Here is a 22,847-nt window from a genome sequence, read left to right as displayed (position 1 = left end):
TGACCGTCCCCCTCGGGTACACCCCTGTGATGTTCGTCGCACCCTTCCCCCGACGGTAAGGGGCGAAAGTCCCCCGGCCAAGGGCCTAGGGACTTTACTCAGGTAATTCACGTGCAATGAACGAGTGGATCCTGCTGGATCCCGCCCATCGGCTACAGCGCGTGAATTCCCTTGTAGACCAGTGCTGCACCGATCACCAGCAGAATCGCGGCGACCAACGCGCTGTGGTTGCGTTCCATCCACTCCTTGACCCGATTCAGCGGTGCGTCGAGCCGTTCGCCCACAACGAGATACCCCAGCGTCGGGATGGCCACCGTCGATGCCGCGAGCGCGGTGAAGATCAGCACCGCTTGCCAGGCTCCAACCCGGCCCAGGGCGGCGGTGCCGATCGCCACGCCGGCCGCGGCGCACATCGCGAACACTTTCAGGTTGGCCACCGTCAACACGATCGCCGTGAGGAAGGCCCGCCCGGGCCCCATCGAACTCATCGCGGTCATCCACTTGGGGTTGTGGGACTGCCGGTGGCGGCCGAACCAGCGGTAGAGGCCGAAGGCGATCAGCGCGGCACCGACGACGATGCGGACGTAGGGGGCCCAGGTCGGCTTGCTGTCCAGTCCGTTGTTGGACACATCGGTTCCGCCCACGAACGCCCCGGTGATCACCGCGATACCTGATATCCAGCCGGCCAGGAAGGCCAGGCTGGTGGGCCGCGGCCGCGGGGTGTGCAGCACCAGGATTCCCGGGATGATCGACAGCGGTGAAATCGCGATCACCAGCGCCAGCGGGACCAGTTCGTTGAGGCCTGAGACCACAGTGTTCACCGGGGCAACGTAGCGAATGGGTGCCCAGTCCCAAATGGGTGCCCAGTCCCAAATGGGTGCCCAGTCAAATGGGTGCCCAGTCAAATGAGTGCCCAGTCTCAGCGCTGGGCCCGGTGCAGCATCCAGGCCGGTACCCAGTGCGTCACCGGCCTGCGGTGCGCGCCGTAGGCGATGTCATAGGTCACCAGGCCCCACCACTCGCCTTGCTCGCACAGCCCCCAGCAGGTCAGCGCGCCGGTGACGACCTTGTCCATCTGCAAGCCATGCGGGTGGTAACGACCCGAGCGGTGCGGGCGGCGGGGGAAAAGTGCGCTCAAATCGACCAGCACCGGCAGTGGGGGACGCACCGGCCGGAAGGGCGGGCGCAGGGGTTGACCGTTGTACCCGATCGAGGCGAGGTCACCCATTGTTCGATCATATGTTCGACTCTGTCACGATACCGTGTGGGTTTGCCGAACAGATGCCGGAAAGATGTCAGAAGCCCCTATCGGCAACCGGCCGGCATTCACTAGACTTGAGCGGAACAGACTCAAGGTTTCCGGTGTTATATACCCAGACAAGCTTCTACCAGGAGAAATGGAGGATGTCGGAGTGGACTCGTTCAACCCGACCACCAAGACCCAGGCGGCGCTGACCGCCGCGTTGCAGGCCGCCAGTGCGGCCGGCAACCCGGAGATCCGGCCCGCCCACCTGCTGTCGGCGCTGCTCACCCAGACCGACGGCATCGCCGGCCCCTTACTTGAGGCGGTCGGGGTCAACCCGGCAACGATCCGCGCCGAGGCTCAGCGCCTCGTCGACCGGCTCCCATCGAGCAGTGGTGCGACTTCGCAGCCGCAGCTGTCGCGGGAGTCGCTGGCGGCCATCAACGCCGCCCAGCAACTGGCTACCGAGATGGATGACGAATACGTCTCCACCGAGCATCTGCTCTACGGTCTGGCCACCGGCGACTCCGACGTCGCCAAGCTCCTCACAGGAGCTGGGGCGTCGCCGCAGGCGTTGCGCGACGCCTTCGTCAAGGTCCGCGGCAGCGCCAGGGTCACCAGTGCCGACCCCGAGGCGAAGTATCAGGCGCTGGAGAAGTACTCCACCGACCTGACCGCGCGGGCCCGCGAGGGCAAGCTCGACCCGGTTGTGGGGCGCGACAACGAGATTCGCCGCGTCATCCAGGTCCTCAGTAGGCGCACCAAGAACAACCCGGTGCTGATCGGCGAACCGGGTGTCGGTAAGACCGCGATCGTGGAGGGCCTGGCCCAGCGCATCATCGACGGCGACGTTCCCGAAAGCCTGCGCGACAAGACCGTCATCTCCCTGGACCTCGGGTCCATGGTGGCCGGCGCGAAGTACCGCGGCGAATTCGAGGAACGCCTCAAGGCCGTGCTCGACGAGATCAAGGAATCCGCCGGCCAGATCATCACGTTCATCGACGAGTTGCACACCATCGTCGGTGCCGGTGCCACCGGTGAGGGCGCGATGGACGCCGGCAACATGATCAAGCCCATGCTGGCCCGCGGTGAACTGCGACTGGTCGGCGCCACCACACTCGACGAGTACCGCAAGTACATCGAGAAGGACGCCGCCCTGGAGCGCCGCTTCCAGCAGGTGTTCGTCGGCGAGCCGTCGGTGGAGGACACCGTCGGCATCCTGCGCGGCCTCAAGGACCGCTACGAGGTTCACCACGGCGTGCGGATCACCGATTCCTCGCTGGTCGCCGCCGCGACGCTGTCCGACCGGTACATCACCAGCCGGTTCCTGCCGGACAAGGCCATCGACCTGGTCGACGAGGCCGCCTCCCGGCTGCGCATGGAGATCGACTCCCGCCCCGTCGAGGTCGACGAGGTCGAGCGTCTGGTGCGCCGCCTGGAGATCGAGGAGATGGCGCTTGAAAAGGAGGAGGACGCCGCCTCCAAGGAACGGCTGGAGAAGCTGCGTGCCGAACTGGCCGACCAGAAGGAGAAGCTGGCCGAGCTGACCACCCGGTGGCAGAACGAGAAGAGCGCCATCGACGTCGTCCGCGAGATCAAGGAGCAGCTGGAGGACCTGCGCGGCGAGGCCGACCGGGCCGAACGCGACGGCGACCTGGCCAAGGCCGCCGAGCTGCGCTACGGCCGCATCCCGGAATTGGAGAAGAAGCTCGACGCCGCAGTGCCTTTGGCCGCCGGCCAGGGCTCAGCCCGCGAGGGCGTCATGCTCAAGGAGGAGGTGGGTCCCGACGACATCGCCGATGTGGTGGCGGCCTGGACCGGCATTCCGGCCGGCCGGCTGCTGGAGGGCGAGACCGCCAAGCTGCTGCGCATGGAAGACGAACTGGGCAGGCGGGTCATCGGCCAGCGCAAGGCCGTGGCCGCGGTGTCTGATGCGGTCCGTCGGACCCGCGCCGGCGTCGCCGACCCCAACCGGCCCACCGGATCGTTCCTGTTCCTCGGCCCCACCGGCGTCGGCAAGACCGAATTGGCCAAGGCGCTGGCCGATTTCCTCTTCGACGACGAGCGCGCCATGGTCCGCATCGACATGAGCGAGTACGGCGAAAAGCACTCCGTAGCAAGACTTGTCGGTGCCCCTCCCGGCTACATCGGCTATGACCAGGGCGGTCAGCTCACCGAGGCGGTGCGCCGTCGGCCCTACACGGTGGTGCTGTTCGACGAGGTCGAGAAGGCACACCCGGATGTGTTCGACGTGTTGCTGCAGGTCCTCGACGAGGGACGGCTCACCGACGGCCAGGGCCGCACGGTGGATTTCCGTAACACCATCCTGATCCTGACCTCCAACCTCGGTTCCGGGGGAGACCAGGAGCAGGTCATGGCGGCGGTGCGCGCGGCGTTCAAGCCCGAGTTCATCAACCGCCTCGATGATGTGTTGATCTTCGACGCACTGTCGGCCGAGGAACTGGTCCAGATCGTCGACATCCAGCTGTCCCAACTGCAGAAGCGGCTGGCCCAGCGGCGCCTGGACCTGCAGGTGTCGCTGCCGGCCAAGGAATGGCTGGCCCAGCGCGGGTTCGATCCGGTCTACGGTGCCCGCCCGCTGCGCCGACTGGTGCAGCAGGCCATCGGTGACCAACTGGCCAAGATGCTGTTGGCCGGGGAGGTCCACGACGGCGACGTCGTGGGAGTCAACGTCTCCCCGGACGGCGACTCGCTGATCCTGGGCTGAGATCCTGGGCTGAGGCTGGGCCCGTCAATGGAGGCAACCGTCCCCGCACGCCCCGGGCGTGTCGGGGGCGTGTGCGTCTGCTCGCGAGACAACGGTGACCCGGTTGTGACCTGCTCGGAATCTGTGTCAAGGGCAGTCAACGGTTAGGCTACGTCCGATGGTTCCGTTCTGGTTCACACTGTCCGCACTCTGCTTCGTGGGTGCGGGCGTCCTGCTGTACATCGAGGTGGGACGCCGCCGCGGCCTCGGCCGCCGGCGCAAGTCCTGGGCCCGCTCGCACGGCTTCGACTACGAAGAGGAATCAACCGAGATCGTGGACCGCTGGAAGCGCGGTGTGATGTCGACGGTCGGCGAGGCCAGCGCCCGCAACGTGGTTCTCGGCCAGATCCGTGGTGAGGCGGTCTACGTCTTCGATGTCGAGGACGTCGCCACCGTGATCGCCCTGCACCGCAAGATCGGCACCAACATCGTCTTGGACCTGCGACTTAAGGGCATCAAGGAACCTCGCGAGAGCGATGTGTGGCTGCTCGGCGCTATCGGCCCCCGGATGATGTACTCCAACAACCTCGATGCGGCGCGCCGGGCGTGCGACCGGCGGATGGTGACCTTCGCCCACACTGCGCCGGACTGCGCCGAGATCATGTGGAACGAGCAGAACTGGACTCTGCTGGCCATGCCGATCTCCTCCACCAGGGCCGAATGGGACGAGGGCCTGCGCGCCGTTCGTCAGTTCAATGACCTGCTGCGGGTACTGCCGCCCATCCCGGCTCAGGTCGCCGCGACGCAGTCGGTCCGCCGGATCCCCGAACCCGGTCACCCGCAGGCCCTGCCCCCCGGCCGCAGCGAGGCGCCGCCACTGCTGCGCCCGCAGCAACCGCGCACCGGCGCCGAGGCGCCCAACTACCTGACCTGATCAGGTCGCTAGGGTGGCGGGGTGAGAAGACCCGTAGCACTGATCACCGGCCCCACCTCGGGCCTGGGCGAGGGCTACGCGCGCCGCTTCGCCCGCGACGGCCACGACCTGGTGCTGGTGGCCCGCGATGTTGACCGCCTGGTGAAGCTGGCGGCCGAACTGCGTGCCGCCCACCGCGTCGACGTCGAGGTGGTGCCGGCCGACCTGGCCCTGGCCGCCGACCGCGAGCGGGTAGCCGAACGGCTCGCCGCCGGGGTTCAGGTGCTGGTCAACAACGCCGGACTGGGCACCTCCGGGGAATTCTGGGACACCGACCTGGCCGTGCTGCAGCACCAACTCGACGTCAACGTCACCGCGGTGATGCAACTGACCCGGGCGGCGTTACCCCCGATGCTCGCCGCCCGTACCGGAACGGTGATCAACATCGCCAGCGTGGCCGGTCTGCTGCCCGGACGCGGATCGACCTACTCCGCCTCCAAAGCGTGGGTGGTGTTCTTCTCCGAGGGTCTGGCCAACGGACTGGCCGGTACCGGGGTAGGCATGCACGTGGTGTGTCCGGGCTACGTGCACACCGAATTTCATCAGCGCGCCGGAATCGAGATGGATTCGATGTCCGGGCCGATGTGGCTGCGCGTCGATGACGTGGTCGATGTAAGCCTTGCCGATGTCGCCAAGGGCAAGGTCATGAGTATCCCCGGGATGCAGTACAAGGCGCTGGCAGTCGCCGGCCGGTTGATTCCACGCGGTGTGGTTCGCGCCGCGGTGAACAAGATAGGACGGGGCAGTGGCCGCACCTGAACTCACTGGATCTGATGGCGAGGCTCCTCGCCTCGACGTCGAAGCACGCACCGAACTGGCCGGCCTGGTCCGTGACCTGTCAGTGGTGTTCGGACGCGTGACGTTGTCCTCCGGCAAGGAGGCCGACTACTACGTCGACCTGCGTCGCGCGACCCTGCACCACAAGGCCGCCCCGCTGATCGGCCGACTGATGCGTGAACTCACCGCTGACTGGGACTACGTGGCCGCGGGCGGTCTCACCATGGGAGCCGACCCGGTGGCGTGCGCCCTCATGCATGCCCCCGGTCGGCCCATCGACGCGTTCGTGGTGCGCAAGGCGTTGAAAAGCCATGGGATGCAACGCCTCATCGAGGGTGCGGACGTGGCCGGTCAACGGGTCCTGGTGGTCGAGGACACCAGCACCACCGGCGGTTCAGCGTTGACGGCTGTCCGTTCCGTGCGTGACGCGGGCGCCACGGTGGTCGGCGTCGCCACGGTCGTCGACCGCGCCACCGGAGCGGCCGAGGCGATCGAGGCCGAGGGGGTGCCGTACCGATCCATTCTCGGACTGGCCGACCTCGGCCTCGACAATGGATGACAACCCTGACACCGGCACTCCCTGGGATGAGGTCGTCGACGTCGTCTGTGTAGGCAACAGCCCTGGGGTGTTGGCCTATGCGATCTGTTGCCAAGCGGCCGATCTCGATGTGCTGCGGGTCGATCCGCCCGCCGAACAGGACCAACAGACAGCGGCCTGGTATTCGGCCATGGCCGAGGATCTCGCCGCGTCGACACTGAGTCCAGGGTGGGAAACCACACCCGAAGACCGCCCAGCTTTCAGTTTCGCGCGACTGGTCCCCCCTGCCGAACCCACCGGCAGGAGGGTGGCATTGGAACCCTTCATCGGCGAGCATCTTCGGCAGTGGTCCGCCCGCTGTGTCCGATCACCGCTCGGGGTGATGTTCACCCAGGTCCCGGACCTCCTCGGTCCGATGCGCACCGAAGACGGGCAGCCCGTCACCGCGGCTTTCATCGGCGCCTTCCACGGCGGCGGTGCAAGCCTGCCTGCCTGGCTGTCGCACCGGGCGGATGAGGTGGGCATGCTTGAGCCGGAAAACGGTTCTGCCACCATGGTTTTCCAAGCCGGGCGAGTCGCGGGGGTGCAACTCGACGACGGATCGCTGGTTGCGGCGACCGGTGGGCTGGTATTGCCGGTCAGCGCTGCGGCCTCCCACGATCCGGCTCCGCCGGACGCCGCCGCGGGCGACCTCACAGTGGGCATTGTCGGTCGTCCGGCCGGCCGGTTCGCCATGGTGGACCTGGTGCGCCGATGACCGGAGATCAATCCGGCCCCACCGAGTGGTCCACCGGAGCCCCCGGTGTCGGCCCGTGGGCCGACACGCACCCCGGCCGGCCCGCTGAGGATCCGCGCTACGACCCGGAACTGCTCGAACACGGCGACTCCCGCAATGTCGTTGACAGCTACCGGTATTGGCGTCGGGAGGCCATCGTCGCCGACATCGACTGCCGCCGGCACCGTCTGCATGTGGCGATCGAGAACTTTGGGAACGACGCCAACATCGGGGCGGTCGTGCGCACCGCCAACGCCTTCGCGGTGCATACCGTCCACATCGTCGGGCGGCGCCGCTGGAACCGCCGCGGCGCCATGGTCACCGACCGCTACCAGCACCTGGCCCACCACGACACCACCGAGGAACTCCTGGCCTTCGCCGCGGACGCGGGTCTGCGGGTGGTCGCGGTCGATAACGTTCCCGGCGCGGTGCGACTGGAACAGACCGCCCTGCCCCGGGACTGCTTGCTGATTTTCGGCCAGGAGGGCCCGGGTATCTCGTCGGCCGCCACGTCCGGAGCGGAGTTGACGGTCTCGATTGCGCAGTTCGGTTCGACTCGAAGTGTCAACGCCGCGGTCGCCGCCGGAATTGCCATGCACACCTGGATCAGGCAATGGTCCGACTTGACGCAGGCCTGGTAGGGCAGGATTGCCCACCATGGACCAGCAATGGAGGAACCGGGCGGCCAGCGCCGAGGCTGCCATCGCCACCCGTCACCTGCGGAAGTTGCTGCAGGTGCCCGGCACCCAACTGGGCGTGGTGGGTTGGCCGCCCACGGCCAAGGATCTGACCTTCGCCACCTGGCACTACTGGTGGCAGTCCCACTTGCTGGACACCCTGGTCGACGCCGAGGTCCGCGACCCCGCACCGGAGCGGGTGGAGAAGATCAAGCGTCAGATCCGCGGGCATTTCACCCGCAACAACGGCCGATGGACCAACAGCTACTACGACGACATGGCCTGGCTTGCCCTGGCGCTGGAACGCGCCGGCCGGTTGGCCGGCGTTCCCAACCCCAAGGCGCTGGAGACGTTATCCGGCCAACTGGTCAAATCCTGGTCCCCGCAGTCCGGCGGCGGGATCCCCTGGCGCAAGCAGGACCAGTTCTTCAACGCGCCGGCTAACGGCCCGGCCGGCATCTTCCTGGCCCGGTACGGCAACGTCGAGCGTGCCGCGGCGATGGCGGACTGGATCGACGGGACCCTGATCGACCCCGACACGCATCTGGTGTTCGACGGGATCAAGGACGGTTCACTGGTGCGCGCCCAGTACACCTACTGTCAGGGTGTGGTGGTCGGTCTGGAGACCGAACTGGCCGTCCGCACCGGCGATCCCCGCCACGCCGCACGGGTGCGCAGGCTGGTCCCGGCCATCGCCGAACATATGACCGCCGACGGGGTGCTGCGCGGCGCCGGGGGTGGTGATGGCGGTCTGTTCGCCGGGATCACCGCCCGCTACCTCGCCCTGGCCGCCAACGAACTGCCCGGTGATACGCCCGAGGACGTCGCCGCCCGCGACGCCGCCCGCGACGTCGTGCTGGCTTCCGCCCGCGCTGCCTGGGACAACCGACAGGACGTCGACGGGCTGCCGCTGTTCGGGGCGTTTTGGAACCGGACCGCTGTGCTGCCACGCGCCGCGGAGGGCGCCGGCAAGTCCGTCGACGGTGCGGTCGCCGAATCGACGGCCCCGGAACGTGACCTTTCGGTGCAGGTTTCCGGTTGGATGCTGATGGAGGCGGCGCACACTGTCTCCTGACGGTCGCACCCCGATGACCTCATCACCGATAGAGATCACGGATATAGTCGGCGCGAGCCCGCGACCGCAGAAGGAGAACGCGATCCGATGAAAAACCTCACCGCGATGACGAGCGCGGGATTGATCGTTGCCGCGCTGGCCGGCTGCGCCCCCACGACCGAGAAGGCATCGACCGAGACGGCCCCGGCGACGCCGACGGTGTGGACCGGTTCGCCGGCGCCGGCCCATAGTGGCGGTCACGGTGGCGGTCACGGCAAGGCGAGCGAAGCGGCGGCCGGAGCGCCCGAAGGTAGCGCCACCCTGCACAGGTACATCGTCGACAACAAGATCGCCGAAGCGCCGTTCAAGGCCGATGAGCCCGGCACCCCGGCCATCAGCTTTCCACTTCCGCCGGATTGGAGGCCGGCCGGTGACCGGACACCGGAGTGGGCATACGGCGCGATCGTCTACGACAAAGCCAAGGACCCGAAGGATCCGCCGTTCGTGTACGCGATCGCCTCGAAGCTGACCGGCGACGTCGATCCGGAGAAGATCCTGGAATATGCCCCCACTCAGCTCAACGAGTTGCCCGAGTTCAAGCCGGTCGAAGGGCCGCCCGAGCGCAGCAAGTTCGACGGGTTCGAGTCCATCGATTACGTCGGCACCTACGTCTGGGAGGGCAAGCCCCGCGCCGTCGGCCAACAGACCATCGTGATCCCCGGCAAGGACGGGGTGTTCGTCCTGCAATTGAACGGTGAGGCGCCCAAGGGTCAGGAGCAGGTCGTCATCGACGCGGCCAGGATCATCCGCGAGAAGACCACGATCACCCTCCCGTCCTGACCGCCTGAATAAACTGACACCGACACGGAGAACCTCCATGACATTGCGATTCACGTCTTCTCGACTTCTCGCGACGGCGGCACTCGGCGGTGCCCTGCTGGCCGGGCCGATCGTCGGCGCCTCCCTCGCGCCGGCCGCGCCGTGCCCGGGCGGGCAGTGGTCCGACCCCATCACCGGGGTGTGCTGGTCGCAGAACTCGCCGAGCAACAGCTATGGCGGGTCGGGCAACATCCCGTGCCTGCCGGGCCGGCTGGGGCTGTGCCTGGGAGCCCTGCAGAACACGCCGATCCCCGGCGCCACGCTTCCGGGCCCCAACCCCAACGGCACCTGGCCCTAGGCGTCGACTGCTTAGGTCTCCTCGGGTAGCGCGCCGCGGCGGCGCAGCACATTTCGGCCGACCGCGGTGATTCCCGGCAGGATCGACAAGAACACGATCAGCAGGATCACCAGCTCGAAGTTGTTCTTGACGAACGGCACATTTCCCAGGAAGTAACCCAGCGCCGTCATTCCGGAGCCCCACAGGATGCCGCCGATGATGTTGTAGCTGAGGAACACCGGGTAGCTCATGTAGGAGACCCCGGCCAGGACCGGTGCGTAGGTGCGAACGATCGGGACGAAGCGGGCCAGGATGATCGTCTTGGGGCCGTGTCGCTCAAAAAAGGCATGCGACTCCTCGACGTAGCGTTTCTTGAAGAACCGCGAATCCTCCTTGTCGAACAGCGCCGGACCGATACGCCTACCGATGTAGTAGGCGCACTGATCGCCCAGGATCGCCACCACCGGAACCGTGAAAACCAGCACCCAGATGTTCACCGGGGCGTTGGGTGCTGCTGCCAGCAACCCGCCGGTGAACAACAGCGAGTCGCCGGGCAGCAGCGGAAACAGCAGGCCCGTCTCGATGAAGACGATGATCAGGATGCCGGGCAGCACCGCTGAGGCGAACAACCCGCCCTCGCCCAGCCAGTACATCGGGTCCAGGATGCCCGGCAGGGCTGCAACGGTGGTGGTCATGACGCCCCAAGATACCGGTGCCGTTTGACATACTTCCTCCAAGACGTACCCGATCAGCCGGAAGGACGGTCCATGCCCATCGCCACCCCCGAGGTCTACGCGGAGATGCTGGACCGCGCTAAGGAGCATTCGTTCGCGTTTCCGGCCATCAACTGCACCTCTTCGGAGACCATCAACGCCGCGATCAAGGGCTTCGCCGACGCCGGAAGTGACGGCATCATCCAGTTTTCGACCGGGGGTGCCGAATTCGGCTCCGGTCTTGGGGTCAAGGACATGGTCGTCGGGGCGGTCGCGTTGGCGGAGTTCGCCTACGTCATCGCAGCGAGGTATCCGATCACGGTCGCGTTGCACACCGACCATTGCCCGAAGGACAAGCTGGACACCTATGTCCGTCCGCTGTTGGCCATCTCGGCCGAACGGGTGCGGGCCGGCAAGGACCCGCTGTTCCAGTCACACATGTGGGACGGTTCGGCGGTGCCGATCGACGAGAACCTCGCGATCGGCCAGGAGCTCCTCAAGCACGCCGCAGCGGCCAAGATCATCCTGGAGGTCGAGATCGGCGTGGTCGGCGGCGAGGAGGACGGCGTCGAGGCGGAGATCAACGAAAAGCTCTACACCAGTTCGGAGGACTTCGAGAAGACCGTCGACGCCCTCGGTGCCGGGGAGAACGGCCGGTACCTGCTGGCGGCGACATTCGGCAACGTCCACGGTGTCTACAAGCCGGGCAACGTCAAGCTCAAGCCCGAGGTGCTCGCCGAGGGTCAGCGGGTGGCCGCGGCCAAACTCGGACTGGCAGACGGTGCCAAGCCGTTCGATTTCGTGTTCCACGGCGGGTCCGGGTCGCTGAAGTCCGAGATCGAGGACTCGCTGCGCTACGGCGTGGTCAAGATGAACGTCGACACCGACACCCAGTACGCCTTCAGCCGGCCTATCGTGGGGCATATGTTCAGCAACTACGACGGGATGCTGAAAATCGACGGCGAGGTCGGCAACAAGAAGGTTTACGATCCGCGCAGCTATATGAAGAAGGCCGAAGCCGGGATGTCTGAGCGGGTGGTCGAGGCCTGCAACGATCTGCGCAGCACCGGGCGGAGCGTTTCGGCTGGCTGAGCGCACGGCCCGGGCACCTCGACGCCGGGTGCTACTGGGCGTCATCGCTGCGGCGGTCACGCTGGCCCTCGGGCTGCTCGTAGGGCAACTGCGCAGCGGGGGGACGCCGTCTGACTGCGACACCGTTCGGGATCTGATCGCCTACAACAGCACGTTCAGTGAGCAGACCAAAACCTCGGCCCAGACCGACAATCCCGAACTGTTGACGGTCGAGCAGTACCGCCAGTGGGCGGACGCGATCCAGGCCTACGCGGGCAAGCTGAGTGATCCCGCGTTGGCTGCCTGGGCGCGGACAGCGGCTGAACGCGCCGCGAAGACCGCTGATCTGGTCCCGAGGTACCGGGCCAAGCCCAACGACGACGCCATCGCGCGGGAGTACGCCGGGATCGGCATCGAATACGGCAATGCGATCAAGAAGTTGGAATACGCCTGCCTGCAGCGCAAATGATGCGCAACTCTAGGACGACTGGCAGATTTTCCATTGCCCGTCGCGCAACTGCAGATCGAAGCTGCGGACGGACGTGGTACCGGGGTCGAAGGCCATATAGGAGATGACGTTGGCCTCGGCGTGATCGCCGTTGACCACCACCTGGTCGATGCTGGCGACCACCGGATACTGCTTCGCCGCGGATACCCGGGCATAAGCGTCCGACCACGCGGCGTCGTCATAGTTGACGTAGGTCTGCCGGGTCTGGCCACAGGTGACGTCACGCAACGTGGCCAAATCCCCGTTGCGGACCGCGGCGTCGAAGCTTTCGATGGTCGACCGCACTGCGTTCTCCCGTGCAGCCTTGGCCTCCGAACGCTTGAACAGCACCAAACCCACGATTGCCGCGGCGAGGAGCGCGGCGACCAGCAGCAGGATCGGGATCAGCCAGCTCGGACGTTGCGGTGCGCCCGGCGCAATGGCCCGCCGGCCCGTGCGGCGGACCCGTGAGCCGGAGCCGTACGACTGCGCCGGCATCGTAATGAATTCGGTCTCATCGTCGGGAACCCGATCGATGATCTGAGTGTATCCAGCGTCGAAACCGGGTGCGGTGTAACGACGTGCGTCGTGCAACCCCTGCCCTGACGCTGACAAGCCGGCTTCGGCGGGGAGCTCGATCACCTCCGTCACCGGATCGGTGTCGGCCGCGGGCGCGTAGGCCCGAGCGTCCTTGGTGTCCGAGGCGCCATCCTCGGGGCCGGTCCCTGACGGGTTCGACATGGCCTGCTGCAATCCCTCCTGGTGCTGTTCACCCCGACCCTAGCGGGTGGCCCCGACTCCCGGCGGTCCGCAACTCGGTGGGCACCGGCACAATGTGGTCATGACTTCATTCGGCGATCTTCTTGGGCCCCCACCGGTGCTGCTGCCCGGCGACAGCGAGGCTGAAGCGGCACTGGAGGCCGGGGAGAATCCGGCCATCGTGGCCGCCGCGCACCCGGCCGCTTCGGTGGCCTGGGCTCATCTGGCCGAGGAGGCGTTGGACGCCGACAAGGCGATCACCGCCTACGCCTACGCCCGGACCGGCTACCACCGCGGTCTGGACCAGTTGCGCCGCAACGGCTGGAAAGGCTTCGGGCCGGTGCCCTACGCCCATGAGCCCAACCGCGGTTTTCTGCGTTGCGTGGCGTCCTTGGCCCGGGCCGCCGACGCCATCGGCGAGACAGCCGAGTTCGAACGGTGCCGGGATCTTCTCGACGATTGCGATCCGGCCGCGCGGGTTGAATTGGGTGTGGCTTAGAGGTCGGTCTGCTCCGGGCAGTTGGCCGCCGAACCCGGCGGCTCAAGCTGCACGGTGGCGTGGCCCAGACCGCGGGCGGACAGCACCGCACGGGCGTCGTCGAGGACGCCCGATCGACCGTCGGTGGTCAGATGTGCGGTCGCCATATCCCGGCCGGGGACCAGGGTCCAGACATGCAGATCGTGCACTTCGGTCACCCCGTCCACGGCGGCCAGCGCCGCCCGAAGTTCGTCGACGTCGACGTGTTTAGGGGACGACTCGGACAGGATGCGCAGCGCCGCGCGGGCCAGGGAGACCGCGCGTGGCAGGACCCACAACGCGACCAGGACCGCGACGACGGTGTCGGCGTAGGGCCACCGTGTCGTCACCGTGACGATGCCGGCGATGAGCACACCGACGCTGCTGACCGCATCGGCCAGCACCTCCATGTAGGCGCCCTTGACCGCCAGGCTGCTCTCGGAATGGGACCGAAGCAGCAGCACCACAACGATATTGGCGAGCAGGCCGGCCAGCGCCACCAGGATCATGGGCCAACCGGGGATATCCGGGGCCTGCCCCAACCGCTCGATGGCCTCATAGAGGATGAACACCGCAACGCCCAACAGCAGCACGGCGTTGGCGACTGCGGTGAACACCTCCGCGCGATGCCACCCGTAGGTGCGGGACGCCGACTTCGATCCGCGCCGGGCCATCATCAGCGCGGCCAACCCCATGAACAAGGCCACCAGATCGGTCAACATGTGGCCGGCGTCGGCGAGCAGCGCCAGTGACCCGATGGCCAGCGCGGTGGTCAACTCGATCACGAAGAACACACCCAGCACCGCTGAGGCGGTGACCATCCGGCTGACGCGGGAATCGGCACCACCGTGGCTGTGTCCGGCTCCCATGGCTGGAATATAGGCAGCCCCGAGAACTGGGAGCAAGACAGCAAGGGTGATTGATGCCTGCGACTTACGGCCTCGGTTAGTGGGTACCTAAGGCCCTATGGAGGCCTGCCGCCGGGCCGATACCGTGAAGGACAGTGCGGCAGCGGCGAGGGGGGTCCGCTGCCGCACAATCTTTCGGCCGCTTCGGAGACGCCCTGTCAGGGCCGCCCTGTCTAGAGCCAGGCCGACCAGAACCGGGTCAACTCGCCGCCGACCATGGCCAGCCCGCCGGGAACGCCGGAAAGATCGAAGAGCCCGAATACCGCCGCGAAGAACCATTTATTGAGCCCGGGGACCAGCAGCAGCACCAGCAGGATCAGAAACCCGAACTGCTTAGCCGGTTCCAAGGCACGCTGAGTCGCCGGGCTCAGGTGGGGCTCCAACGCCGCGAAACCGTCCAGGCCGGGGACGGGCAGCAGATTCAGTACCAGTGCGGTCAACTGAAGGAAGCCGAGGAAGGCGACGCCGGACCAGAAGACGGCGTGGTCCCGGTCGAAGAACAACCGCACCGAGGCCAGTAACGCGACCGCCAGAACCAGGTTGGCGAAGGGGCCGGCGAGGCTGACGATGGTGCGCTGGCGCGGCGTCATGTAACCGGTCTGCAGGTAGACCGCACCGCCAGGAAGTCCGATACCGCCCAGCGCGATGAACAGCAGAGGCAAACCCAGGGACAGCAGCGGGTGGGAGTACTTCAGTGGGTTCAGCGTCAGATAGCCCCGGACCGCCACGTCGTGGTCGCCGAAGCGCCAGGCGGTATAGGCGTGGCCGAACTCGTGCAGACACAGCGAGACGACCCAGCCGCCGATGACGAAGATGAACACCCCGGCCCGGCCCATCACGCTGGACGACAGGCCCGCCGTCCACGCCATCACGCCGCCGACGGCGGTCAGCGCCAGCAGGGCCAGGAATACCGGGCTGGGGCGCACCGACTGGTGCAGTGGGCGAATACTCACGCGATCGAAGGTACGCCAACCAGCGGTGCGAATATGGGATCGTTGGGCACATGCGACCGCCTTCGCTGCCGGCGCCCGGAGTGTTGTCGCCGATTTTCGGCGGCCTGTACGCCGCCGCGTATGGAGTCGGTGGTCAGCAGTTGGTGTCCCAAGTCGTCCGCCGGGTCGGGCCGGTGGTGGCCCTGCCGGTCCTGGGCTACGGGCCGGTCGTGGCCGTCGCCGACCCGGCTCTGGTCAAGCAGGTGTTCGCCGCGAAACCCGATGTGCTGCTCGGCGGCGAGGGAGTCGGCCCGGCCGCAGCGATCTACGGACGCCGGTCGATGTTCGTCCAAGAGGAACCCGAGCACCTGCGCCGCCGCAAGCTGCTCACTCCGCCGCTGCACGGACACGTTCTGGACAGTTACGTACCGATCATCACCGAGGCCACCCGCGCCGCCATGTCCCGGTGGCCGGTGGGTCAACCGATGCGGATGTTGGAGGCAGCGCGCGAACTCACCCTCGAGGTGATCGTGCGGATCATGTTCGGCGTCGCGGGCGACGACCCCGACGAGGTTGCCCGCCTGGGTGCGCCCTTCGACGACCTGCTGGTGCTGGCGATCTCCGAAGAGACCCCGGTCCGCTACGCGGCCCGCCGACTGGGCGCGCTCCGGCTATGGGGGCGGCTGCGCGGTATCAACCGCCGCATCGACGAGGTGCTCATGCCGCTGATCGCCGCTCGTCGCGCCGACCCCCAGCGCCAGGCCGGTATCCTCGGCATGCTCGTCGACGCCCGCACCGAGGACGGCGATGGCTTGTCGGACAGCGAGATTCGTGACGATCTGGTTACTCTGGTGCTGGCCGGGCATGAGACGACGGCCACCACCCTGGCCTGGGTGATCGACCTGCTGCTGCACCATTGCGAAGCTGTGGAACGAGTGCGTAGCGAAGCGGAATCAGGTGAGACCACCTACACCGAGGCGGTGATCAACGAGACGTTGCGGCTGTGGCCGCCGGCTCCGATCACCGGCCGGATGACCGCCGGACGTTACCAACTCGGGGACTACACGCTGGAGCCCGGCACCCGGATCGTCCTGCTGCTCGATGCGGTCAACCGCGACCCGGACAGCTACCCCGATCCGGGGCAGTTCCGGCCCGAGCGGTTCCTGGGTGCCCGGCCCCCGGCGCACGCCTGGATTCCGTTCGGCGGCGGCGTCAAACGCTGCATCGGCGCCGCTTTTGCGATGTGCGAGTTGGTCACCGTGCTGCACACGCTGCTGCGGGAGGGCCGGCTTGAGCCGGTCAGCCCCCGCCCGGACGGCCCACCCTGGCGGGCGGCCCCGGTCCTGGTGCCGCGCCACGGCACCCGGGTGCGGTTCTGGCCCGGGGAGCAGCGTCGAGGGGCCGACGTCAGGACCGGTTCGGTTGCCAGCCCGGTCCGCGGAAAAGGAGACCGGCCGCGTCGCGCCAGTTCCGCGCTGTCATCACCGGAGCTGTGATCGGCGGCGATCTCCTAGCTCAGCCGACCCGCAGCCAGCCCGTGGTGTGGCGGTAGAACGTCGACCGCTTGACTTCACGCGGCCCCGGCACGCCGTCTCGCACCAACCGCGCGCCGGTGGTACCCAACTGGGCGGCCCGGCCGCTGACCCACCGCCGGCGACGCCCGTCCAGCAATGCGGCCCGAAGGCCGGGCATGGTGGACGTCGGCTCGATGCGCACCCCGGCGACATCGCCGTCGAAGAGCACCGTGTCATCGACCACCGCCTCGCCGCAGATCGTCGCGGCACCGTCCGGGGGCAGCCAGTGCGCGGAGCCGACCAGCGCGGTGCCGGTGTCGTCGCGGATCAGCGGAACCCGTTGCGCGGCGGCCCTCGTCGCACGCTGAGCCGACAGTAAACCGCGCGCGTGGGCGACCTCGACGTCGAGTCGGTCCAGGCGCAGCAGCCGGGTCAGGACAGCGGACACGTCGGCCTCGGCTCCGACGATGACCACCCGTCGGGCCTCCGCTAGTGCCTCGTCGACGGCTCCGGGCTCCCCGGCGTCCAGGCACCGCAGTGACCCCAGCGCCCGCGGCACCGGGTACTCGCCGAATCGCAACACGTTGATCTGGGACTTCATCGGGGCCACGCTCCGATAGGGTAGGACACCGGCTGGACACAATAAGCCAGGATCGGAGCGGGGTCAGCCATGCCGGCAATAGTGCTCATCGGCGCCCAGTGGGGCGACGAGGGCAAGGGGAAGGCCACCGATTTGCTCGGTGGCAGGGTTCAGTGGGTGGTGCGCTACCAGGGCGGTAACAACGCCGGGCACACCGTGGTACTGCCGACGGGGGAGAACTTCGCACTGCACCTGATCCCGTCGGGAATCCTGACCCCGGGCGTGACCAACGTGATCGGCAACGGCGTGGTCGTCGACCCCGGTGTCCTGCTCACCGAGCTGCGCGGTCTCAACGACCGCGGTGTGGACACCTCCGGGCTGTTGATCTCTGCGGATGCCCATCTGCTGATGCCCTACCACGTCGCCATCGACAAGGTCACCGAGCGCTATCTGGGTAACAAGAAGATCGGCACCACCGGACGCGGTATCGGTCCGTGCTACCAGGACAAGATCGCCCGGATCGGCATCAGAGTTGCCGACGTCGCCGACCCCGACCTGCTGGCCGCCAAGATCGCCGCGGCGCTGGACTTCAAGAACCAGGTCCTGGTGAAGATCTACAACCGCAAAGCTCTGGACCCCCACGAGATCACCGACACGCTGCTGGCCCAGGCCGAGGGCTTCGCTCACCGCATCGCCGACACCCGACTGCTCCTCAACGCTGCCCTGGAGTCCGGTCAGACCGTGCTGCTGGAGGGTTCGCAGGGCACCCTGCTCGACGTCGACCACGGCACCTATCCCTACGTCACGTCCTCCAACCCCACCGCGGGCGGCGCGGCCGTCGGGTCCGGGATCGGGCCGACCCGCATCACCACCGTGTTGGGGATTCTCAAGGCCTACACGACCCGGGTGGGATCTGGCCCGTTCCCCACCGAGTTGTTCGACGAGCACGGCGAGTACCTGGCCAAGACTGGCGGTGAGGTGGGGGTTACCACCGGGCGGCGTCGCCGATGCGGGTGGTTCGACGCGGTCATCGCCCGCTATGCCACCCGCGTCAACGGCATCACCGACTACTTCCTGACCAAACTCGACGTGCTGTCGTCCTTGCAGACGGTCCCGGTGTGCGTCGGCTACGCGATAGACGGCAAACGCACCGACGACATGCCGATGACCCAGAGCGACATCGCCCGCGCGGTGCCGGTCTACGAGGAACTGCCCGGCTGGTGGGAGGATATCTCCTCAGCGCGCGAGTTCGACGATCTACCGGCCAAGGCGCGCGACTACGTCCTGCGGCTCGAAGAGCTTGCCGGAGCACCGGTTTCGTGCATCGGCGTTGGTCCTGGGCGGGATCAGACCATCGTGCGCCGCGACGTTCTGAGTCCGCCCGAGTGACCGACCCCCGCGAACTCGACCCGGACTACGACACCCGCGGCGACACCCGCGGCGGTTTTCCGAGGTTCCAGGTGCTCGACGAGCCCCCGGGTTTCGGGCGGTTCGTCGCGGCGATGCGGCGCGCCCAGGACCTCGCAGTCGCATGCGACGTGCCGGACTGGAACTGCGCCGCCGACCGTGTCGAGGACCTCATCGGCTATCTCGCTCCGCACGAGAGGCCAGGCGGGGCGGCCCCGGCCGGCCGGGTCGCCAGCCTGCCCGGTGCCGGCAGTGTGCTGATGCCGCCATGGCAGATTCGCGACTTCAGCCCCGAGGCCGTCGAGGTCGGTGTGCAGTTCAGCCGCTACCACGTCGGCGGTAACAACGCCGTACACGGCGGCATCGTGGCGATGATGTTCGACGTGATGTGCGGGATCACCATCCACGCCGTCAACCGGCCGATCAGCCGCACCGCCTTCCTGCACGTCGACTACCGCAACATCACCCCGATCGACGTGCCGCTGACCATGCGCGGCTGGGCGTCGAAAATCGAGGGCCGTAAGACGTTCGTCAATGCTGAACTCACCGACCCGGAAGGCACACTCCTGGCCGAGGCCAACGGTCTGATGGTGCAGTTGCTGCCCGGTCAGCCCTAAATCTGCCACGATGGCCGGGTGGCCGATAAGTCGACAACACTTCACAAGCTGACCACCCCCCGCGCTGCCGCACTGGCCGGCGTGCTTTTCGCGGTGCTTTTCGGCCTGGCCATCGTGCTGATCCGCAGCTCGCTGCCGGAGGGCGCCCAGCCCGGCTCGCAATGGCTCGAGGCCGGCAACGACAAGATCCGGCTGGCCTCCCAACTCATGCCCTTCGCCGGCATCAGCTTCCTCTGGTTCATCGGCGTGGTCCGGGCCAATCTCGGCCGATACGAGGACAAGTTCTTCTCCACCGTGACCCTGGGTAGCGGGTTGCTGTTCCTGGCCATGATGTTCGCCTCGGCCGCAGTCGGCGCCGGGTTGGCGTCGGCCAGCCACTACTCGGGCGGGTCGTCGGCAGGGATCATATTCGGCCAGATGCTGCTGCTGAAACTGTCCAAGACCTACGCGCTGAAGATGGCAGCGGTGTTCATGATGTCGCTGGCCACCATCTGGCTTCGTACCGGCCTGATGCCGCGCTGGCTGACGATCGCCACCTACCTGATGGCGCTGACGCTGATCGCGGCCAGCGAGACGAGTATGTGGCTGAGCCTGGCCTTCCCGTTCTGGGTGCTGATCGTCAGCGTGCTGTTCCTCGTTCGCGCCGGAGCCTTCGAGAGTGGTCGACGCGAGAGCCACCGAGACCCAGACCCGTTGCAGGGGTAGGAATTTCGTCAGTACGCTCGATATCGTCGGCCCGGAACGCCGGCCACCAGATCTTGGGCCCGATCAGGGTGAACAAAGCCGGGACCACCACGGTGCGAACCACGAAGGTGTCCAGCAGGATGCCCAGGCCCACGATGATGCCCAGTTGGGTCAGCGCAATCAGCGGCAGCACACCGAGGACGCCGAACACCGCTGCCAGAACGATTCCCGCGCTGGTGATCACCGCGCCGGTTGCTGAAACCGCCCGCACGATGCCGCCGCGGGTGCCGTACAGCGGCGTCTCCTCCTCGGCCCGGGTGACCAGGAAGATGGTGTAGTCCACCCCCAGCGCCACGAGGAACAGGAACGCGAACAGCGGGGTGGTGTTGTCCAGTGCCGGGAAGCCCAACACGTGCACGCTGACCCAGCCGCCCAGTCCCAGCGCAGCCAGCGTGGACAATGCCGTCACCGCCACCAGCACCAGCGGCGCCAGCACCGCGCGCAGCAGCACATAGAGCACCGCCAGCACCACGACGAGAATCGCGGGGATGACCACCCAACGGTCCCGGATCGCCGTCCTGCTGGCGTCCAACGCCTGCGCGTCGGTGCCGCCGACCAGGCCTGCCGGATCCGTCCGGTGGACCGAATCCCGCAGTGCGGTAACGGTGTCGAACGCCTCATTGGATGCCGGTTTGGCGTTGATGACAACCTGCCACTGGGTCAGTCCGGTGTCGGATACTCCTGCCGGATTCACCGACGCCACTCCCGGGGTGGCCTGGATCGCCGCGGTCACCGCCTCGGTCCTCGCGGTGGAGGCGACCACTCGGGTCGGGTCGGTCACCCCGCTGGGGAAATGCGCGGACAAGGTCTTGAACCCGTCGACGGAGTCCGCGTTCACCCGGAACTGGTCGATTAGCGACAGGCCGACCGGGGTGGCCAGCACCCCGGTGGCCAGGATGGACAGCCCGACGATCGAGGCGGCCACCACGCGGCCGGCGTGGCCGGCCATCCAGTCGGCCACCCGGTGCCAGGCGCCGGTGGTGGTGATCTCGTCCTGCCCCGGCTGGGGAACGAAGGGCCAGAACAGCTTCCGGCCGAACAGGCCCAACAGCGGTGGTAGCACGAACAGCACGTAGATGGCGGCGACCAGCAAGCCGGCGGCGGCCTGCACGCCCAGGCTGCGGGTGGTCGGTGAACTGGCCAGCAGCAGGGACAGCAGCGCGAGTACCACGGTGGCGTTGCTGGCCGCGATGGCCGGCCCGGCGAAGCGCACCGCGGTCAACAGCGCCTGCCGGTGGTTGGCGGTCTTGCGCAGTTCCTCCCGGTATCGCGAGATGAGCAGCAGCGCATAGTTGGTGCCGGCGCCGAAGACCAGCACGCTGGTGATCCCGGAGGTCGATCCGTCGCCGGCGAATCCGGTCAACTGGGCCACCGCCGAACCGGTGAGCGCGCCAACGCGGTCGGCGAACGCGATCACCAGCAGGGGAACCAACCACAGCACCGGTGACCGGTAGGTCACGATCAACAGCACCGCCACCACGCCGACGGTCACTCCCAACAGAACGAAATTGGCGCCCTGGAACGAGTTCGCGATGTCGGCGCCGAAAGCCGGACCGCCGGTCACATTGGCGACCATGCCGTCGGGCAGGCCATCTCGGGCGGCCGTGCGCAGTTCAGTCACCGTGTCGGAGAGGTCGAAGCCGGTCAGATCGGGTTTCAGCGGAACCGGGACCAGCGCGGCCTGGCCGTCGGCGGAGGGCACCACCGGTAACGGCGGGGGACCGGCCGGCGGGCCGGCGGGAACGTCGGCAGCGGCAAGTGCGCGGTCTCGGGCCTGCCCGGCGGCGGCCAGGTCCTCCGGCGACAGCGTGGCCCCGCCGGACCGGCTGAACAGCAGGATCACCGGCGCCTGGTCACCGCCCGGGAACTGCTTGAGCAACTCGGCCACCCGCGCCGACTCCGCGGTGGACGGGATCACCACCGGCGACTTCTCGGCCGCGCCACTGTCGCTCACCAGGCCGAGTACCGCGCCGCCGGCGACCGTCAGGATCAGGGCGAGTACCCAGGACCGGGGGCCTGCGACCAACTCGGCGATCCGTTCCCACAAACTTCGGCGGACCTCGGGCGCGCGGTGCATACCGACCATCACATCACGCGTCGATAAGGTCGATCGCGTGCTGCACACCCTGGCCGTGGCGAACTACCGTTCGCTGCGCCGACTGGTGGTGCCGCTACGCCGGTGCACCGTGGTGACCGGTCCGAACGGCAGTGGCAAGTCCAGCCTGTACCGGTCGGTGCGACTGCTGGCCGATATGGGGCGCGACGGCGCCGTCAACGCACTGGCGCGCGAGGGCGGGCTGGCATCGACGATGTGGGCCGGCCCCGGCCGCAAGGGACCGGTCAGCCTGAAACTCGGCTTCGCCGGCGAGGAGTTCGGCTACGCCGTCGACCTTGGTCTTCCGCAGGAGGTCAACACCTTCTTCGGACTGGACCCGGAGATCAAAGCCGAGGCGCTGTGGGCCGGCCCTATGCTGCGGCCGGCCACCATGGTGGCCGAACGGTCCGGCTCACTGGCCCGGGTCCGCGACGACGGCGGCCAGTGGCGCACCGCGTCGGCATCGCTGCGGCCCTACGACAGCATGGTCAGCCAGGTCGCCGACCCTCGCGACGCCCCCGAGTTGCTGGCGCTGCGGGACAGGATGCGGTCCTGGCGTTTCTACGACCACGTCCGCACCGATAGTGCCGCTCCGGCCCGCCA

General features: G+C 67.6%; 25 protein-coding genes. 17 read left to right on the top strand and 8 right to left on the bottom strand.

Going from position 1 to position 22,847, the window contains the following annotated elements; translation table 11 throughout:
• Positions 1-152: 152 nt before the first annotated feature.
• A complete protein-coding gene (locus ADBZ5N_RS08505) occupies positions 153-821 on the bottom strand; it encodes a GAP family protein (RefSeq protein WP_526257056.1) in 669 nt (222 codons plus the stop codon).
• Positions 822-919: 98 nt separating this feature from the next.
• Positions 920-1,228, bottom strand: coding sequence for a hypothetical protein (locus ADBZ5N_RS08500; RefSeq protein WP_526257055.1), 309 nt, complete (start codon positions 1,226-1,228; stop codon positions 920-922).
• Between the two features lie 184 nt (positions 1,229-1,412).
• On the opposite strand from ADBZ5N_RS08500, the gene clpB reads away from it, so the two are divergent.
• The 9 genes from clpB to ADBZ5N_RS08455 all read left to right on the top strand — a co-directional run bounded on the left by clpB (position 1,413) and on the right by ADBZ5N_RS08455 (position 9,921).
• Positions 1,413-3,971 (top strand): ATP-dependent chaperone ClpB, encoded by a 2,559-nt coding sequence (clpB, locus tag ADBZ5N_RS08495; protein ID WP_526257054.1) that lies wholly within the window; start codon positions 1,413-1,415, stop codon positions 3,969-3,971.
• Positions 3,972-4,128: 157 nt separating this feature from the next.
• On the top strand, positions 4,129-4,884 hold the full coding sequence (gene ttfA / locus ADBZ5N_RS08490; RefSeq protein WP_526257053.1) for a trehalose monomycolate transport factor TtfA: 756 nt from the start codon (positions 4,129-4,131) through the stop codon (positions 4,882-4,884).
• Between the two features lie 21 nt (positions 4,885-4,905).
• On the top strand, positions 4,906-5,682 hold the full coding sequence (locus tag ADBZ5N_RS08485; RefSeq protein ID WP_526257052.1) for an SDR family NAD(P)-dependent oxidoreductase: 777 nt from the start codon (positions 4,906-4,908) through the stop codon (positions 5,680-5,682).
• A 55-nt stretch (positions 5,683-5,737) separates the two neighbouring features.
• Positions 5,738-6,259, top strand: coding sequence for an orotate phosphoribosyltransferase (pyrE, locus tag ADBZ5N_RS08480; RefSeq protein ID WP_526257058.1), 522 nt, complete (start codon positions 5,738-5,740; stop codon positions 6,257-6,259).
• Positions 6,252-6,995 carry a hypothetical protein gene (locus ADBZ5N_RS08475; RefSeq protein WP_526257051.1) on the top strand — a complete coding sequence of 248 codons (744 nt, stop codon included), beginning with the start codon at positions 6,252-6,254 and terminating at the stop codon, positions 6,993-6,995. The genes pyrE and ADBZ5N_RS08475 overlap by 8 nt, the downstream gene beginning before the upstream one ends.
• On the top strand, positions 6,992-7,654 hold the full coding sequence (locus ADBZ5N_RS08470) for a TrmH family RNA methyltransferase (RefSeq protein ID WP_526257050.1): 663 nt from the start codon (positions 6,992-6,994) through the stop codon (positions 7,652-7,654). The genes ADBZ5N_RS08475 and ADBZ5N_RS08470 overlap by 4 nt, the downstream gene beginning before the upstream one ends.
• 16 nt (positions 7,655-7,670) lie before the next feature.
• Complete coding sequence (locus tag ADBZ5N_RS08465; RefSeq protein WP_526257049.1) at positions 7,671-8,765, top strand: glycoside hydrolase family 76 protein; 1,095 nt, start codon at positions 7,671-7,673, stop codon at positions 8,763-8,765.
• 105 nt (positions 8,766-8,870) lie between these two features.
• A complete protein-coding gene (locus tag ADBZ5N_RS08460) occupies positions 8,871-9,584 on the top strand; it encodes an LpqN/LpqT family lipoprotein (protein WP_526257048.1) in 714 nt (237 codons plus the stop codon).
• A gap of 37 nt (positions 9,585-9,621) precedes the next feature.
• A complete protein-coding gene (locus tag ADBZ5N_RS08455; RefSeq protein WP_526257047.1) occupies positions 9,622-9,921 on the top strand; it encodes a hypothetical protein in 300 nt (99 codons plus the stop codon).
• Between the two features lie 11 nt (positions 9,922-9,932).
• Here ADBZ5N_RS08455 and ADBZ5N_RS08450 read toward each other — a convergent pair whose 3' ends face one another.
• Positions 9,933-10,595 (bottom strand): VTT domain-containing protein, encoded by a 663-nt coding sequence (locus tag ADBZ5N_RS08450; protein WP_526257046.1) that lies wholly within the window; start codon positions 10,593-10,595, stop codon positions 9,933-9,935.
• Between the two features lie 72 nt (positions 10,596-10,667).
• On the opposite strand from ADBZ5N_RS08450, the gene fbaA reads away from it, so the two are divergent.
• Positions 10,668-11,705: a class II fructose-bisphosphate aldolase gene (fbaA, locus tag ADBZ5N_RS08445; protein WP_526257045.1), complete on the top strand. Its 1,038-nt coding sequence runs from the start codon at positions 10,668-10,670 to the stop codon at positions 11,703-11,705.
• Between the two features lie 28 nt (positions 11,706-11,733).
• Positions 11,734-12,153, top strand: coding sequence for a hypothetical protein (locus tag ADBZ5N_RS08440; protein ID WP_526257044.1), 420 nt, complete (start codon positions 11,734-11,736; stop codon positions 12,151-12,153).
• Between the two features lie 9 nt (positions 12,154-12,162).
• On the opposite strand, the gene ADBZ5N_RS08435 is transcribed toward ADBZ5N_RS08440, so the two are convergent.
• Positions 12,163-12,912 (bottom strand): Rv0361 family membrane protein, encoded by a 750-nt coding sequence (locus ADBZ5N_RS08435; RefSeq protein WP_526257043.1) that lies wholly within the window; start codon positions 12,910-12,912, stop codon positions 12,163-12,165.
• A 100-nt stretch (positions 12,913-13,012) separates the two neighbouring features.
• Between ADBZ5N_RS08435 and ADBZ5N_RS08430 the strand changes: the two genes are divergently transcribed.
• Positions 13,013-13,429, top strand: a complete 417-nt coding sequence (locus tag ADBZ5N_RS08430) for a DUF3151 family protein (protein ID WP_526257042.1) — start codon at positions 13,013-13,015, stop codon at positions 13,427-13,429.
• Here the strand turns inward: ADBZ5N_RS08430 and ADBZ5N_RS08425 are convergent.
• Positions 13,426-14,316: a cation diffusion facilitator family transporter gene (locus tag ADBZ5N_RS08425; RefSeq protein ID WP_526257041.1), complete on the bottom strand. Its 891-nt coding sequence runs from the start codon at positions 14,314-14,316 to the stop codon at positions 13,426-13,428. The genes ADBZ5N_RS08430 and ADBZ5N_RS08425 overlap by 4 nt on opposite strands.
• A gap of 212 nt (positions 14,317-14,528) precedes the next feature.
• Entirely contained in the window at positions 14,529-15,308 is a 780-nt protein-coding gene (locus ADBZ5N_RS08420; protein WP_526257040.1) for a site-2 protease family protein, read from the bottom strand.
• Positions 15,309-15,358: 50 nt separating this feature from the next.
• On the opposite strand from ADBZ5N_RS08420, the gene ADBZ5N_RS08415 reads away from it, so the two are divergent.
• Complete coding sequence (locus ADBZ5N_RS08415) at positions 15,359-16,783, top strand: cytochrome P450 (RefSeq protein ID WP_526257039.1); 1,425 nt, start codon at positions 15,359-15,361, stop codon at positions 16,781-16,783.
• 19 nt (positions 16,784-16,802) lie between these two features.
• Here the strand turns inward: ADBZ5N_RS08415 and ADBZ5N_RS08410 are convergent, their stop codons facing one another.
• Positions 16,803-17,402, bottom strand: coding sequence for a peptidase M50 (locus ADBZ5N_RS08410; RefSeq protein ID WP_526257057.1), 600 nt, complete (start codon positions 17,400-17,402; stop codon positions 16,803-16,805).
• A 69-nt stretch (positions 17,403-17,471) separates the two neighbouring features.
• On the opposite strand from ADBZ5N_RS08410, the gene ADBZ5N_RS08405 reads away from it, so the two are divergent.
• From ADBZ5N_RS08405 to ADBZ5N_RS08395, 3 genes are read left to right on the top strand one after another with little or no spacing between them, the layout of a single operon-like run.
• Positions 17,472-18,770: an adenylosuccinate synthase gene (locus ADBZ5N_RS08405; RefSeq protein ID WP_526257038.1), complete on the top strand. Its 1,299-nt coding sequence runs from the start codon at positions 17,472-17,474 to the stop codon at positions 18,768-18,770.
• Positions 18,767-19,405, top strand: coding sequence for a PaaI family thioesterase (locus ADBZ5N_RS08400; RefSeq protein ID WP_526257037.1), 639 nt, complete (start codon positions 18,767-18,769; stop codon positions 19,403-19,405). The genes ADBZ5N_RS08405 and ADBZ5N_RS08400 overlap by 4 nt, the downstream gene beginning before the upstream one ends.
• Positions 19,406-19,423: 18 nt before the next feature.
• Positions 19,424-20,110, top strand: a complete 687-nt coding sequence (locus ADBZ5N_RS08395; protein WP_526257036.1) for a hypothetical protein — start codon at positions 19,424-19,426, stop codon at positions 20,108-20,110.
• Here ADBZ5N_RS08395 and ADBZ5N_RS08390 read toward each other — a convergent pair.
• A complete protein-coding gene (locus ADBZ5N_RS08390) occupies positions 20,025-22,226 on the bottom strand; it encodes an MMPL family transporter (protein ID WP_526257035.1) in 2,202 nt (733 codons plus the stop codon). The genes ADBZ5N_RS08395 and ADBZ5N_RS08390 overlap by 86 nt on opposite strands.
• A gap of 37 nt (positions 22,227-22,263) precedes the next feature.
• Here ADBZ5N_RS08390 and ADBZ5N_RS08385 point away from each other — a divergent pair.
• Positions 22,264-22,847, top strand: a 584-nt coding sequence (locus tag ADBZ5N_RS08385; protein WP_526257034.1) for an AAA family ATPase, incomplete at its 3' end; no start/stop codon positions are given.

Origin of the sequence: Mycobacterium sp. (assembly GCF_044370595.1) — a bacterium.
Classification (GTDB): domain Bacteria; phylum Actinomycetota; class Actinomycetes; order Mycobacteriales; family Mycobacteriaceae; genus Mycobacterium.
Note: the sequence above shows the minus strand (reverse complement) of the source record. Positions and strands in the feature narration are given on the sequence as shown.

Bases quoted from the DNA above. Each gene is read 5' to 3' on its own strand.
- ADBZ5N_RS08500 (WP_526257055.1), bottom strand. From the start codon at position 1,228: ATGGGTGACCTCGCCTCGATCGGGTACAACGGTCAACCCCTGCGCCCG.
- ttfA (WP_526257053.1), top strand. From the start codon at position 4,129: ATGGTTCCGTTCTGGTTCACACTGTCCGCACTCTGCTTCGTGGGTGCG.
- ADBZ5N_RS08475 (WP_526257051.1), top strand. From the start codon at position 6,252: ATGGATGACAACCCTGACACCGGCACTCCCTGGGATGAGGTCGTCGAC.
- ADBZ5N_RS08470 (WP_526257050.1), top strand. From the start codon at position 6,992: ATGACCGGAGATCAATCCGGCCCCACCGAGTGGTCCACCGGAGCCCCC.
- ADBZ5N_RS08465 (WP_526257049.1), top strand. From the start codon at position 7,671: ATGGACCAGCAATGGAGGAACCGGGCGGCCAGCGCCGAGGCTGCCATC.
- ADBZ5N_RS08460 (WP_526257048.1), top strand. From the start codon at position 8,871: ATGACGAGCGCGGGATTGATCGTTGCCGCGCTGGCCGGCTGCGCCCCC.
- ADBZ5N_RS08455 (WP_526257047.1), top strand. From the start codon at position 9,622: ATGACATTGCGATTCACGTCTTCTCGACTTCTCGCGACGGCGGCACTC.
- ADBZ5N_RS08450 (WP_526257046.1), bottom strand. From the start codon at position 10,595: ATGACCACCACCGTTGCAGCCCTGCCGGGCATCCTGGACCCGATGTAC.
- fbaA (WP_526257045.1), top strand. From the start codon at position 10,668: ATGCCCATCGCCACCCCCGAGGTCTACGCGGAGATGCTGGACCGCGCT.
- ADBZ5N_RS08435 (WP_526257043.1), bottom strand. From the start codon at position 12,912: ATGTCGAACCCGTCAGGGACCGGCCCCGAGGATGGCGCCTCGGACACC.
- ADBZ5N_RS08430 (WP_526257042.1), top strand. From the start codon at position 13,013: ATGACTTCATTCGGCGATCTTCTTGGGCCCCCACCGGTGCTGCTGCCC.
- ADBZ5N_RS08425 (WP_526257041.1), bottom strand. From the start codon at position 14,316: ATGGGAGCCGGACACAGCCACGGTGGTGCCGATTCCCGCGTCAGCCGG.
- ADBZ5N_RS08415 (WP_526257039.1), top strand. From the start codon at position 15,359: ATGCGACCGCCTTCGCTGCCGGCGCCCGGAGTGTTGTCGCCGATTTTC.
- ADBZ5N_RS08410 (WP_526257057.1), bottom strand. From the start codon at position 17,402: ATGAAGTCCCAGATCAACGTGTTGCGATTCGGCGAGTACCCGGTGCCG.
- ADBZ5N_RS08405 (WP_526257038.1), top strand. From the start codon at position 17,472: ATGCCGGCAATAGTGCTCATCGGCGCCCAGTGGGGCGACGAGGGCAAG.
- ADBZ5N_RS08390 (WP_526257035.1), bottom strand. From the start codon at position 22,226: ATGCACCGCGCGCCCGAGGTCCGCCGAAGTTTGTGGGAACGGATCGCC.